This is a genomic window from Amycolatopsis sp. NPDC003731 (assembly GCF_053586895.1).
The window spans coordinates 1-13,381 of sequence record NZ_JBSFNC010000069.1; the positions used below are offsets into that span (position 1 = coordinate 1).

Here is a 13,381-nt window from a genome sequence, read left to right on the forward strand (position 1 = left end):
GGGCCGCCGCCACGCCGGTGAGGGCCACGGCGTGCGCGGCGACGCCGGAGAGCAGCCCGGCCGCACGCCCCCGGGCGATGATGAACCCGCGCAATCCCGTCCGAAGCACCCACAACGCCGGGACCACGATCGCCAGCGGCGCCCACCGCAGGCCCAGCGCGGTCGCGTCCGGCGGGGTGCCGAGCAGGCCGCCGAGGTAGCCGCGGCCGAGCGGGCTGAGCACGACAACGGCGTACAGCGCCGCGAAACCGAGAGCCAGTCCCCAAGTCAGCCGGCGGGCGTCGCGCGGGTGCCCGCCGTGCCGGAGGTGGCCGGCCACGACCGACTCCAGGTCGCTGGTCGGCCCGGTGAACAGCGCGAGCAGGCCGTAGAGGCCCGGCCAGACGATCAAGGACGGCTCGGCCAGTGCCGAGCGCGCCACGGCCATCGTCGTGATCAGCTGCGGTGCCATGTTCAGCGCGCGCGTGCTCGTCAGGGCCGCGTGCCGACGCACCAGCGCGCCGAGGCCGGCACCCGGCGCGGTCACGGGTTGCCGCAGCCGGGCGACGGCGGCGCCGAGGATCGCCGCTTCAGTGGCGGCACCGGCGGTCAGGGCGATGCCGCCGACGGCCGCGCCGGCGTCCGGCAGCACCAGGACGAGCGCCCAGGCGGCGCAGGCGGACAACGCCAGCCGGCCCGCGGTGGCCACCGAGATGCCCGCCGTGCGCCGGGCCGCGATGAGCCGGCCGTGGAAGTACCGCCGCACGGCCACCGCGACCGACGCGGGGGCGAGCGCGAGCAGGCAGGTGCGGACCTGGGCGGCGATCCCGTCCGGCAGGTTCGTCGCCATCCGCACCAGCGTGAACAGAGCGGGAACGGTGACCAGCAACGCCAGGACCACCGCGGTGAGGACGCCGACACCGAGCGCGTAGCCGAAGGTGCGGCGGTTCGGCTGGTGGTCGGCGTCGCTCACGACCAGCGGCGTGATGGCCAGCGCGGGGGAGTTGGCCACGACCAGGACCGCCAGCGAGACGCCGAACGCGGCCAGCCCGGCCGCGCCGCCGGCCCCGCGGGCGACCGCGGCCGCGGCGACCGGGATCTCCAGGACGAGCATGGAGGACCCGAACGCCGTCGGCAGCCAGGTCCGGGCCGGCGCTCGCCAGCCGCCGTCCTCAGCGGCCATAGGTGGCGCACGCGCAACCGGGCCGGCTGGTGTAGTCGTCGAACGTGAACGTCAGCCGCCCGGTGTCGATGTAGAGGCTGCGCCCGGCCGTGGCGGCCTCCTTCGCGCCGGAGATCTCGCCGATCACCTCGTTGACCGCGATGCCCGCCAGCATGGCCACGGTCGCTCCGGTCAGGCAGGCCGTCTCTTCGGGCCGCAGGATGTCCAGCCCGTGGATGCCGACGCAGTCCCAGCACGGGGTCCGGCCCGGGATCATCGTCGGCCCCACGCGAGCTCCGCGATCGGTGGCACCGATCGAGGTCAGCGGAACACCGGTGGCCATGCTGGCGTCGCTGGACCACCGGGCGGCGTGCTCGCGCGGGCGGTCGAAGGCGTGGATGAAGAAGTCGGCTCCATCGATCAGCTCCGCGAGGTCGTCGGCCGAGGCGACCGTGCGCTGGTGCGGGGTGAACTCGAGCCGGGAGTTCTGCCGCGCGAGCCGACGCCGCAGCACCTCGACCTTGCGCACACCGACGTCCTCCTCGTCGAGCGTGGCGTGCGTCGGGAGGTTGTCCAGGGCGAAGGTGTCGAAGTCGACCGATTCGAGCCGGCCGATCCCGGCCGCGGCCAGCAGCCGCACCAGCGTCGTCCCGCCCGCTCCGGCGCCGACCACCACGACCCGGGCGTCGGCCAGCCGCTGCTGGCCGTCGAAGCCGGTCCAGTCTTCGCGGTCGAAGAGCCGCAGGTAGTTGATCTGCCTGCTCCACCGCTCGGCGAGCTCCGGGGCGAGGCCGGGGTCCGCCGCCGCGTCCTCGAGGGCACCCGCCGCCTCGAGCGCGGCCAGCCACTTGTCCGCATCGGGGTACCGGGTCGCCAGCTGCTCGCTGGTGGCACTGCCGTCGAGGCCCACCACGAATTCGACGATTTCGTCGGTGGGGTCGGTGACGCGGATCTTGCTCGGGCCGAGGCCGAGGAACAGGTGCGGTTCCCCCTCGCGGCGGTAGACCCGGAGGAAAGGTTTGACTCGGGGGTTTCGCACGCTGATTCCTTTCGAATGCCCCGTTCCCGGATGCGCTTTCCGGCCCTGCCGGACCGGTGCACGACGAGAACCGTGCACCGGTCCGGGTGTTTCCCGGTCAGATCTGGTTGGCGTGCCACTCCTTGACGAGGCCTTCTTCCTCGATGCGCTCGACGGTCATGTCGGTCCACCCCCTCTCCTGCCTGGTTTCCGTTCGATGGAACGAAATCCGCTCCGACGCGTCCTGCGCGGAGCGGCCGAGGGCAGGCCGGTACCCGGCCACGGCCTGGCGAAGATCTTTGCCCCACAGCGGTTTTCCGGGCCGACAGCGCTCCCTGATCGGCCGCGAACTATGGTTTCATGGGACAGCAGGAGAGTCCACGCACACCGCCCAACTCACGTCATTCGTTCGGCGGGGGACCCACCGGTGAGCCGATCGCGAAACATTCGGTGTGCGTGGCCTTTGGGGACAGGGCAACGGGTGGTGCCGATGCCCGAGGCTGCACAGGGGGACCGGAAGGTGTACGACCAACTGGATCTCGCGTTGCTGCGAGAGCTACAGCGCAACGCCCGGCAGACCAATCGCGAGCTGGCGAAGGCGACGCACGTGGTGCCTTCGACGTCCCTGCAACGCGTGCGCGCGCTGCTCGACCGGGGCGTGGTCACCGGCTTCCACGCGGCGGTGGACCTGCGGACCATCGGCCGCGGGGTCCAGGCGCTCGTGTTCGTCAAGATCCGCCCGCCTTCGCGCCGCGTGATCGACCAGTTCCGGGTGTGGATCATGAAACTGCCCGAGGTGCTCGGGGTGTTCGTCACCTCCGGCGACCACGACTTCGTCATCCACATCGCGGTCGGCGACACCGGCGACCTCTACGGCTTCGTGCTCGACCGCCTGACCCAGCGACCGGAGATCGCCGACGTCTACACGAGCGTCGTCTTCGAGCACGCGCGGGCCACCGTGGTCCAGCCGGCGTCCGACCGCGGCCCGGGGAACGGGAAAGCACGACCGGCCTCGCCCGCCGGGAACGGGCACGCTCGCCCGGGCGAGCCGCGCTGGAGCAGCAGGCGCTGAACGCTCACCGGGGGGAACCGCAGACCGGAAGCGCGACCGGGAGGACACGTGGGGGTTGTCATGGACCGTGGGCCGGCGCCGCCGTTGCCCGCGGGAACCAGGGTGCTCATCGTCGAAGAACAGGAGGTGCTCCGCCGCGGGCTGCTCGCCATCACCGACGCGATCCCGGGCGTCCGCGCCTCGGCCGTCACCGAGATCGGCACGGGCGACGTCGATACTGACGTCACGCTGATCTCCACCACGACCCTGATGAACGCCGAACGGGCCGGGATTTCACTGGACCGGCTGCGGCCGGTGATCGTCATCGCGGCGGCCGCACAGCCGGGCTCCCTCGACGTCGCCACCAGCAGGCGGGCCAACGGGTACCTGCTCCAGCGCGACCTCACGCCGGGGTCGCTGCGGGACGCGCTGACGCAGGTGCTGCACGGACGGCTGGTGATCCCCGAGCCGATCGCGGCGTACCTGCTCGACCGCGCGCGCAACCACAGCGTGGATCCGCCGCCGCGCCTGGAACACCTCAGTGCGCGTGAGACCGAAGTGCTCAACATGCTCGTGACGGGCGCCAGCAACAAGGAGATCGCCAACCGGCTCGGAATATCGATCCACGGCGTGAAGCGCCACGTTTCGACGCTGCTGAATCAGTTTCACTCGCCGAACCGGGTGCATCTGGTCTCGCATATCCTGCGATCCGGTGTGATATCTTCGCTTGACCCGGGGGCACGATGAGGCTGGCTTCGTGAATTGTCAAGGGGGCTGGGGGAAATGGGTTCTGCCGTCGTCGAGCGGCGCAAGATCGGCCTGCGCGAGGCCACCGCGATCGGGGTCGGGGGCGTCGTCGGCGCCGGCATCTTCGTCCTGAGCGGCACCGCGAGCGCGCTGGCCGGTCCCGCCGTGATCGTGGCTTTCCTCCTGGCCTTTCTGTCTTCACTCAGCCTCGCGATGTGCTTCGCCGAGCTCAGTTCCCTGCACGGGGACTCCGGCGGGCAGTACGCCTACGCGAAGGCGCACCTGCCGGGCTGGGTGGCGACCGTGGTCGGCTGGGCGAACGTCGGCGCCTGGGCGTCCGGTGCCGCGTTCGTCGGCCGGGGCTTCGGCGAGCACCTGCACCTGCTCGTCCCGGCGATCCCGGCGACCTCGGGCGCCGTCGTGCTGACCGCCGTGATCGTCGTGGTGAACCTGTTCGGGCTGAAGGTGTCCGGCCGCCTGCAGTTCGTGATCATGCTCGTCGAAGTGCTCTTCCTCGGCGTGTTCATCGTCATCGGCGGCACCAACGTCGACGCGCGCCACTTCACGCCCTTCGTCACGCACGGTTGGTACGGGATCGTCGCCGCGGCCGTCGTCGGGTTCATCGCCCTGCTCGGCTGGGACGCGGTGGTCGTGGCCGCCGAGGAGATCGACCGGCCGCAGCGCACGATCCCGCGGGCCATCTTCGCCAGCCTGGCCATCGTTTTCGTGTTGTACATCGGCCTGCTGGTGGTGATCAACGGCGTCCTGCCGTCCGACCGGCTTCGCGGCACCGCGACGCCGGTGGCCGACGCCGCGGCGGTGCTGCTGGGGCCCGCCGGGATCACCGGGGTCAACGTCATCATCGTCGTGGCGCTGACGGCGACGGTGAACGCGTTCGTCATCGTGATTTCCCGGGCGGCGTTCGTCCTGGCGAGGGACGACCGGATGCCCCGGGTGGTGGCGCGGCGCAACGCGCGAGGGGTGCCCTGGGTGGCGATCCTGCTCGCCGGCGGCAGCCAGATCTGCCTGACCGTGTTCTCCGACCTGGAGTTCGCGGTGGCGGCGACCGGGTTCTTGTACATGATCACTTCGGTCGGCGCGGTGGTGGCGTTGTTCGCCGCCCGCCGCCGGGGCGCCGAAGCGGCGTTCCGCACCCCGCTCTACCCGTTGACCCCGGTGGTCGCGCTGGTGTTGTGCTCGCTGTTCGTCATCGGCACCGGGCCGACCGGCATCGTCGCCGGCACCGCGTGGCTGGTGGCGGGCTTGCTGGGCACGGCCCTGCTCCGGCGCCGGTACGGCCGGGCGGGCTCGCCGGCGGTTCCCGAGGCACCGCGCCGGAACTGACCGGCCGCGGCTCACGCCCCGACGACGATCGGCGCTTCGATCCTGCTGACCTCGTTGAGGTTCACCACGACCGAACGGTCGAGGCGGCCGGCGTTGAAGAACACGCGGTCCTGCTCCAGCAACCGGGCGTCGACGCTCAGCGGCAGGTCGAAGATCGAGCCGATGGAGGGCAGCTCCCCGAAGTGGCACCCGGTCGCGGCCTCGAGCTCGGCGACGCTGGCCAGCCGGAGCCGCTTGGCCTGCAGGGGCCCGGCAAGCTCGCCGAGATCGCCCCGCGCATCACCCGGCAGCGCGTGGATGATCAGGTCCTTGCCGCCTTCGCGCTTGTACCGGCGAAGCAGGAGCGCCTTGGCCTGCTGGCTCAGTTGCGAGCCGACGACGCGGCTGTATTCCTCGGCCGAGGCGGCCGGTGGGTGCTCGATCACCTCGAACGGGATTCCGGCATCGGTCAGGTAGTCGATCACTCGCTCGTGCGGGGTGCTCATCGAAATTCCTTCGGAAACAGGGGCATCGGCCACCGGAAACCGTTCGATCAACCGACCGGAATCCTTTGAGCCGACCACTCGGAATTGACGGCAGCCACCTTATCGGCTCGCCCGCGACGGCGGGAACGACGCGCCGGATCACCCGGAACTACCGGCGAAATCGCGTTCCCGATCCCGCTCGGCGGGCGTGCTCGTGGTCCGGCGCATGGTCAACCGCAGGGTGGCCGGCGCCACCATGGACGTCACCACGGCCAGCAGGACGACGATGGTGTACGTCGCGTCGGTCAGCACGCCGAGCTGCAAACCGACGGTCGCGACCACGATCTCCACGACGCCGCGGGCGTTGAGTCCCGCTCCGATGGCCAGCGACTCGGTGCGATCGAAGCGGCACAGCCGGGCCCCCGCGTAGCCGCCGGCCAGCTTGGCGAGCGTCCCGGCCAGGATCGTCGTGACGGCGGCGATCAGCACCGGCGGGTGGCCCAGCGCCGCGAGGTCGACCCGCATCCCCGCCGTGACGAAGTACAACGGCGCGAGCACCGCGACGACGAACGGCCGCAACGAGTCCAGCACCCTGCGCGCGGCCGCCCCGGAGGAGCTGATGAGCAGTCCGCACAGGAACGCCCCGAGGATCGGCTCCATGCCCAGCGCGTGGGTGCCGGCCGCGGCCAGCGCGACCAGCACGACGATGACGGTGACGCCGATACCGCGCCGGGCCGCTTCCCCGGCCCGGGCCGCCCGCCGTCGGAGCAGGTGCATCGCCACCAGCGTCGCGGCGACGACGGCGAGCAGGACGCCGACGGACAGCGCCAGCGCCCCGGCGTCGAGGCTGCCCCGGACCACCGCCGCCGCCGACACCACCGACAGCAGGAGCCACCCGACCACGTCGCTGATCGCCGCGGCGCCGATGATCATCTGCCCGACGTCGCGGTGCAGCAAGCGCATGTCCAGCAGCGTCTTGGCGATCACCGGCAGGGCGCTGACGGCGATCGCGACCCCGACGAAGAGAGCGAACACGGGGCGTCCGACGCCCGGTGCCATCAGCGCGTCCGGCAGGAGGAAGCCCAGCGCCAGGCCGAGCGCCAGGGGCAGCGTGATGCTGCCGAGGCTCACCAGCCCGACGGCCCGGCGGCGGCGCACGATGAGGTCGAAGTCGATGTGCGCGCCCGTGATCGCGACGAGCAGCAGTACTCCTACCTGCGCGACGGCGCCGGTGAGGTGCGCCTGCCCCGGATCGGTGGGCAGCAGCCAGGCCGAGACGCCGGGCAGCACGCTGCCGAACACCGACGGCCCCAGCAAAACCCCGGCGGCGAGCTCACCGACGAGGGCCGGCAGCCCCCACCGGCCGGCGATCCGGCCGAGCAGCACCGCGCAGCCGAGCAGAACACCGATTTGCAAGAGGAAGACGAGCAATTGGTGCGCATTGATCGGAGCAGCCGCCGCTGCCGCGGCAATGGACATGCGGAAACCCCCAGTCAGCCGGTGCCATCTCGACGGCAACGCTCAATATCACGGTGGCACGACGGCTCGACGAGCGTCAATTGACCCGCGCGCACGAGTACCTGAAATTGCCCGAGGGGCCGGTTCACGGATTCATTCAGAGAGGTGCCGGATCCGCCCGTCAGCCGTCATGCCCGGAAAAAGGGACAGCCGGCGAACCTCCGTCTTCGACGCAGAAGAACGTGGCTCCCACGATCGCTTCCGCGACCACAGCGTCCCGTGGACGGCCGGCATGACGGCCCGCGACCTGGCAGCGGCCGCCACGGGATCGGCAGTCCCTCCACAGTGGACGGAATACGCGCGCTGGGCGTCACCGTGGACCAGGCCCTGTGGTCGGCAACGCGCCCGGAACGCAAGAAGCCCACCAGGCCTGGGCCGCGGTCGGCACGGTCCGGCGCGGTCTGGCCGGTCGCGGAGGGGTTGCCCCTCACGAGGCGGAAGCGATCCGCTCCGGCAACCGGGCCGCGAGGTGGGTGATCAGCTCGCTGGTCCGCCGCGGCACGTGGACGTCGTCGCCCAGGAGGGCGTAGATGTCGGCGGGCGGTGTCGGTACGCCAGGCAGCACTCGCACCAGCGCGCCGCTGTCCAGGTGCGCCCGGACCTGCCACTCGGAGCGCATCACGATCCCTCGGCCCCGCAGCGCCCAGTCGGTCACGATGTCGCCGTCGTTGCTCGACAGGCTGCCGTGCACCCGCACCTGACGCGGCTGTGCGGCCCCGCCGAACCGCCACACGGCGAAGTCGCCCTCGTTCTCCCGCAGCACGATGCAGTCGTGCCCGGCCAGGTCTTCGATCCGCTCGGGCGTCCCGCGACGGTCCAGGTAGGACGGTGCCGCGCACGGCACCCGGCGGTTGCGCGCCAGCCGGCGCATCCGCAGGGTGGAATCCGGTGGCGCGCCGACGTGCACGGCCAGGTCGAACTCGCGCCGGTGGGGCCGCAGCGGCAGCGCCGAGGTGTGCACCTGGACGCGCAACCGCGGGTGCCGCGCGGTGAACTCGCCGACCAGCGGCGCGACGTGCGCCCGGCCGAGCCCGAGCGTCGCCTGGACCACGATCGAGCCCGTCAGGTCGCCGGAGCCGTGGCTGACCAGCTCGTCGAGCTCGCGCACCTGGTCCAGGATCGCCTCGACGCGCGAGGCGTAGAGCCGGCCTTCGGACGTCAGCGTCAGCCGCCGCGCGCCGCGGTGCACCAGCCGGACGTCGAGGCGCTGTTCGAGGGCTTTCAGGCGCTTGCTGACCACCGGCAGCGAGACGTCCAGCTCGCGCGCGGCGGCCGTGAGCGTCTCGCTGACGGCGACCACGTGGAAGAAGGCGAGGTCGTCCAGTCTTTCCATGGCAGAAAGGATAGGTTGCCGCCCGCGACCTTGCCGGGGCGCCCGGCCGCCGCCCACAGTGGAGGGACCCCGACGAAGGAGCGGCTCGTGACCCACCGCATCGCGGTCATCCCCGGCGACGGCATCGGGCGCGAGGTCGTCCCGGAAGGCCTGCGCTGCCTGCGCGCCGCCGCCGAAGTCCACGGCTTCGGTCTCGAGTTCACCGAGTTCGGCTTCGCCTCCGCCGCGTACTGGCTGGAGCACGGCGAGATGCTGCCACCGGACTGGCAGGACGTCCTCGCCGGCTTCGACGCGATCTTCTTCGGCGCGGTCGGGTGGCCGGACGCCGTGCCCGACCACGTGTCGCTGTGGGGCAGCCTGCTGAAGTTCCGCCGCGGCTTCGACCAGTACGTCAACCTGCGGCCGGTCCGGCTGCTGCGCGGCGTGCGCGCCCCGCTGCGCGGCCACGGGCCCGGCGACATCGACTTCCTCGTCGTCCGGGAGAACACCGAAGGCGAGTACTCCAGCATCGGCGGCCGCATCTTCGAGGGCACCGACCGGGAGACCGTGCTGCAGGAGACGGTGATGACCCGCGTCGGCGTCGACCGCGTGCTGCGCTACGCCTTCGACCTCGCCGCCACCCGGCCGCGCCGGCACCTGACCTGGGCCACCAAGAGCAACGGCATCTCCATCTCGATGCCCTACTGGGACGAGCGCGCGGCCGCGATGGCCGCCCGCTACCCGGACGTCGCCGCGGACAAGGACCACATCGACATCCTCGCCGCCAAGTTCGTGCTCAGCCCGGAGAAGTACGACGTCGTCGTGGCCAGCAACCTCTTCGGCGACATCCTCTCCGACCTCGGGCCCGCGTGTACCGGCACGATCGGCATCGCCCCGAGCGCCAACATCAACCCCGAGCGCACCTGGCCGAGCCTGTTCGAGCCGGTCCACGGCTCGGCCCCCGACATCGCCGGGCGGGGGATCGCGAACCCCGTCGGGCAGATCTGGAGCGGCGCGATGATGCTCGACCACCTCGGCGAACCCGAAGCGGCCGCGCGGGTCGTCGCCGCGATCGAAAGCGTTCTCGACGAGCAGCCGGCCGTGCTCACCCCCGACCTCGGCGGCGCGGGGACGACCGAGGGGCTCGGCACGGCGATCGCCGAGCGGATCGCCGTCGGGGAGCGGGTGCCGGCGTGAGCGGCTTCGACCCGATCGGCCTGGAGGTCCGCTGGGACCGGCTCGCCGCCGCGACCGACGAGGCCGCGTCGGCCATGCTGCGCACCGCGTTCTCGACGATCATCCGCGAGTCCAACGACTACACGGTCGTCCTGCTGGACCGCCGCGGCCGCACGATGGCCGAGTCGCGGGCCGGCATCCCCGGCTTCGCGGCCTTGATGAGCTCCCTGACTTCCCTGGTGCTGCACCGGTTCCCGGCCGAGGAGTGGCAGGACGGCGACGCCGTCATCACCAACGACCCGTGGATCGCGACCGGCCACCTGCCCGACATCGCCATGCTCGCGCCGGTCTTCCACCGCGGCGAGCTCGTCGCCTTCACCGGCACCGCCGCGCACTCGCCCGACATCGGTGGCACGCCGTCGCTCGCCGCCACCGACCTGATGTCGGAGGGCCTGCTGATCCCGCCGCTGCGGCTGTTCCGCGCCGGGCGCGTCGAGCGGAGCGTCAAGGACCTGCTGCTGGCCAACGTCCGGCTCGCCGACGAGCTGTGGGGTGACCTCGAAGCGCAGGCCGCCGCGCACGCGGTCGGCCGCCGGCGCGCCCAGGAGTTCCTCGAGGACTTCGGCGAGGACGGCTTCGACGAGTTCGCGGACCAGGTGCACGCGATGACCGAGACCGCGATGCGCGCGGCGATCCGCGAGCTGCCCGACGGCGGCTACCGCGCCGGTGTCGACGCGGACGGCGTCGAGGGGCATCCGACGCACATCGAGTGCGCGGTCACGATCAGCGGCGACACCATCGGGATCGACTACACCGGCAGCTCCCCGCAGGTCCCGTTCCCGACGAACTCCACGCTCAACTACACCCGCGCGTATTCGGTGTACCCGCTGAAGATCCTGCTCGACCCGGCCACCCGCACCAACTGGGGCTCCTACCGGGCGATCACCGTGACCGCGCCCGAAGGCACGATCGTGAACCCGCGGTTCCCGGCGCCGGTCGTCGCGCGGCACCTCACCGGGCACCTGCTCTCCTGCGCCATCTACCGCGCGCTGGCGCCGGTGCTGCCCAACCGCGTCATCGCCGACAGCGGGGGAGCGCCCGCGTTGCGGGTCCGGTTCGCCGGGGTCGACGACGCGGGCCGTCCCTTCGCGCAGATGCTGTTCGCCAACGCCGGCATGGGCGCGTCGCGGGACCAGGACGGCCTTTCGGCGACCGCGTTCCCGACCAACTCCGGCAGCGGCAGTGTCGAAGCGATGGAGGTCGCGTCTCCGCTGCGGTTCGTCCGCAAGGAGCTGCGGGAGGGATCCGGTGGCGAGGGGCGCCGGCGCGGCGGGCTCGGCCAGGACGTCGAAGTGCACAACCCGACCAGGCGTCCGGTGCAGCTCGTGCTGCTGGGTGACCGCGAACGGCACCCGGCGCTCGGCATCGACGGCGGTGGGCCCGGCGCCACCGCCCAGGTCGTGCTGGACACCGGCGAGCGCGTCCCGCTGAAGTCGATTTCACAGCTGGCACCCGGCGCTTCGGTCGTCATCTCGTTCCCCGGTGGCGGCGGCTACGGCACACCGGAGGCGAGCCGATGAGCCGCACCGCCCGGATCGGCGTGGACGTCGGCGGCACGTTCACCGACCTGCTGCTGCACGACCCCGCCCGCGGCCTGACCTGGCCCGGCAAGCTGCCCACCACCTCGCACGCGCCGCACGACGCGATCACCGCGGGCATCACCCGGCTGCTGGCCGAGACCGGGACGGAACCGGGCGATGTCGCCGGCGTCGTCCACGGCACGACGCTGGTGACGAACACGCTGCTCGAACGCACCGGCGCGGTCGTCGGCCTGCTCACCACCGAGGGCTTCACCGACACCCTGGAGATGGCTCGCGAGATCCGGTTCGACCCGACCGACCTGCACGCCCGCCCGGCGCCCCCGCTGGTTCCGCGCCACCTGTGCCGCGGCGTGCCGGGCCGTCTCGCCGCCGACGGCACCGAGGTGGCGCCCCTCGACGAAGACGCCGTTTCGGCGCAGGTAGCGGACTTGCTGGCGCACGGCGTCGAGGCGGTGGCCGTCGCCTTGCTGCACTCGTACCGCGACGACCGCCACGAACGCCGGGTCCGCGAGCTGCTCGCGCGCGCCCACCCGGATCTGCCGGTCACGCTGTCCAGCGCCGTGACGCCGATGCTCGGGGAGTACGAGCGCGCGAGCACCGCGTGCCTCAACGCCTACGTCCAGCCGCTGGTGGCGCACTACCTCGACGCGCTGCGGGCCGACCTCACCGAGCTCGGCATCGACGCGCCGCTGCACGTCATGCTGTCCGGCGGCGGCGTCACGACCCTCGACGACGCCAAGGCGTTCCCGGTGAGGCTGCTCGAATCCGGCCCTGCGGCGGGAGCGATCGCCGCGGCCGCGGTGGCCCGCCGGGCCGGCGAGCCGGACGTCCTGTCGTTCGACATGGGTGGCACCACGGCGAAGATCGCGATCGTCAGCCGCGGCGCGCCGCGGCGCAAGCACGACTTCGAAGCCGGCCGCGTCGACAAGTTCAAGCCCGGCTCGGGCCTGCCGGTGAAGCTGACCGTCGTCGAACTGATCGAGATCGGCTCGGGCGGCGGGTCGATCGCCGCGCCGGACGCGCTGGGCCTGCTCAAGGTCGGCCCGCGCAGCGCCGGGTCCGTACCGGGGCCGGTCGCCTACGGCCGCGGCGGCGAGCAGCCGACCGTCACCGACGCCGACCTCGTGCTCGGCTACCTCGACCCGGACGCCTTCCTCGGCGGTGAGATGCGCCTGCGCACCGACGAGGTGCACAAGGCGGTGGCCCGGGACGTGGGTGACCCGCTGGGCCTGGACGAGACCGGCGCGGCCGCCGGCATCATTGAGGTCGCCACCGCGAGCATGGCCGCCGCCGCGCGGATGCACCTGGCCGAGCACGGCCGCGACCCCGCCGGGTTCGCGCTGGTGGCGTTCGGCGGCGCGGGCCCCGTCCACGCCTACGGCCTGGCGAAGCAGCTGAAGATCGCGCGGGTGATCGTCCCGATGCGGGCCGGTGTGATGTCGGCGTACGGCTTCCTCGTCGCCGCGCCGACGGTCGACCTCGCGCGCAGCCTGCCCTCGCCGTTGTCCGAAGTGGACTGGAATCGCGTCGATGTCCTGTACGCCGAAATGGCCGGGCAGGCCACGGCAGTGCTCGGCCCCGGCGCGAGCCTGCGGCGCTCAGCCGACCTGCGCTACCTGGGACAAGGTTCGGAGATCGAGGTCGAGCTGCCCGAAGGGGACGGGCTCCGGGGCGCCTTCGAAGACACGTACCGCGCGGCGTTCGGGCGGACGCTGGACGGGCCCGTGGAGGTCGTCAACTGGCGGCTCACGGCCCGGCTGCCCGGGCCCGACGTCGAGCTGGGGTGCGAACCCGTCGACGGCGACCCGCGGCGGGGCGAGCGGGACGTGTACTTCCCCGGCCACGGCCGGCTGCGCGCCGCGGTCTGGGACCGCTACCGGCTGCGGCCGGGCACCGAGCTCACCGGACCCGCCGTGTTCGAGGAACGGGAGTCGTCCTGCTCCTTCGGACCGGGCTGCCGCCTCCGCGTCGGCGACGACCTGACGCTCTTCGTGGACGTCGGATGAGGC

12 protein-coding genes are annotated in these 13,381 nt (G+C 72.3%); 6 read left to right on the forward strand and 6 right to left on the reverse strand.

What is annotated here, in order from left to right; all coding sequences use genetic code 11:
* The 3 genes from ACWDN5_RS26115 to ACWDN5_RS26125 form a co-directional block, all read right to left on the reverse strand.
* On the reverse strand, nucleotides 1-1,162 hold a 1,162-nt coding region (locus ACWDN5_RS26115; protein WP_449678112.1), incomplete at its 3' end, for a hypothetical protein.
* Nucleotides 1,152-2,180, reverse strand: coding sequence for a HesA/MoeB/ThiF family protein (locus ACWDN5_RS26120; protein ID WP_449678113.1), 1,029 nt, complete (start codon nucleotides 2,178-2,180; stop codon nucleotides 1,152-1,154). The genes ACWDN5_RS26115 and ACWDN5_RS26120, both read right to left, overlap by 11 nt.
* Nucleotides 2,181-2,277: 97 nt before the next feature.
* Nucleotides 2,278-2,442, reverse strand: coding sequence for a hypothetical protein (locus ACWDN5_RS26125; RefSeq protein ID WP_449678114.1), 165 nt, complete (start codon nucleotides 2,440-2,442; stop codon nucleotides 2,278-2,280).
* A 237-nt stretch (nucleotides 2,443-2,679) separates the two neighbouring features.
* Between ACWDN5_RS26125 and ACWDN5_RS26130 the strand changes: the two genes are divergently transcribed.
* The 3 genes from ACWDN5_RS26130 (at nucleotide 2,680) to ACWDN5_RS26140 (ending at nucleotide 5,301) form a co-directional block, all read left to right on the forward strand.
* A complete protein-coding gene (locus ACWDN5_RS26130; RefSeq protein WP_449678115.1) occupies nucleotides 2,680-3,231 on the forward strand; it encodes an Lrp/AsnC family transcriptional regulator in 552 nt (183 codons plus the stop codon).
* 102 nt (nucleotides 3,232-3,333) lie between these two features.
* Nucleotides 3,334-3,957: a response regulator transcription factor gene (locus ACWDN5_RS26135; RefSeq protein WP_310976761.1), complete on the forward strand. Its 624-nt coding sequence runs from the start codon at nucleotides 3,334-3,336 to the stop codon at nucleotides 3,955-3,957.
* Nucleotides 3,958-3,993: 36 nt separating this feature from the next.
* Nucleotides 3,994-5,301 carry an APC family permease gene (locus ACWDN5_RS26140; protein WP_449678116.1) on the forward strand — a complete coding sequence of 436 codons (1,308 nt, stop codon included), beginning with the start codon at nucleotides 3,994-3,996 and terminating at the stop codon, nucleotides 5,299-5,301.
* A gap of 11 nt (nucleotides 5,302-5,312) precedes the next feature.
* On the opposite strand, the gene ACWDN5_RS26145 is transcribed toward ACWDN5_RS26140, so the two are convergent.
* From ACWDN5_RS26145 to ACWDN5_RS26155, 3 genes are all read right to left on the reverse strand, one after another.
* Nucleotides 5,313-5,786 (reverse strand): YbaK/EbsC family protein, encoded by a 474-nt coding sequence (locus ACWDN5_RS26145; protein ID WP_310976757.1) that lies wholly within the window; start codon nucleotides 5,784-5,786, stop codon nucleotides 5,313-5,315.
* Nucleotides 5,787-5,924: 138 nt separating this feature from the next.
* Nucleotides 5,925-7,181, reverse strand: a complete 1,257-nt coding sequence (locus ACWDN5_RS26150; protein ID WP_449678117.1) for a cation:proton antiporter — start codon at nucleotides 7,179-7,181, stop codon at nucleotides 5,925-5,927.
* 529 nt (nucleotides 7,182-7,710) lie between these two features.
* Nucleotides 7,711-8,616 (reverse strand): LysR family transcriptional regulator, encoded by a 906-nt coding sequence (locus tag ACWDN5_RS26155; protein WP_449678118.1) that lies wholly within the window; start codon nucleotides 8,614-8,616, stop codon nucleotides 7,711-7,713.
* A gap of 87 nt (nucleotides 8,617-8,703) precedes the next feature.
* Between ACWDN5_RS26155 and ACWDN5_RS26160 the strand changes: the two genes are divergently transcribed.
* Genes ACWDN5_RS26160 through ACWDN5_RS26170 form a run of 3 tightly spaced genes read left to right on the forward strand, consistent with a single transcriptional unit; the run spans nucleotide 8,704 to nucleotide 13,378 of the window.
* Nucleotides 8,704-9,792, forward strand: coding sequence for a tartrate dehydrogenase (locus ACWDN5_RS26160; RefSeq protein WP_449678119.1), 1,089 nt, complete (start codon nucleotides 8,704-8,706; stop codon nucleotides 9,790-9,792).
* The gene (locus ACWDN5_RS26165) at nucleotides 9,789-11,351 is read left to right on the forward strand and encodes a hydantoinase B/oxoprolinase family protein (protein WP_449678120.1); all 1,563 of its coding nucleotides are present in this window, start codon (nucleotides 9,789-9,791) and stop codon (nucleotides 11,349-11,351) included. The genes ACWDN5_RS26160 and ACWDN5_RS26165 overlap by 4 nt, the downstream gene beginning before the upstream one ends.
* The gene (locus ACWDN5_RS26170) at nucleotides 11,348-13,378 is read left to right on the forward strand and encodes a hydantoinase/oxoprolinase family protein (RefSeq protein ID WP_449678121.1); all 2,031 of its coding nucleotides are present in this window, start codon (nucleotides 11,348-11,350) and stop codon (nucleotides 13,376-13,378) included. The genes ACWDN5_RS26165 and ACWDN5_RS26170 overlap by 4 nt, the downstream gene beginning before the upstream one ends.
* Nucleotides 13,379-13,381: the final 3 nt, after the last annotated feature.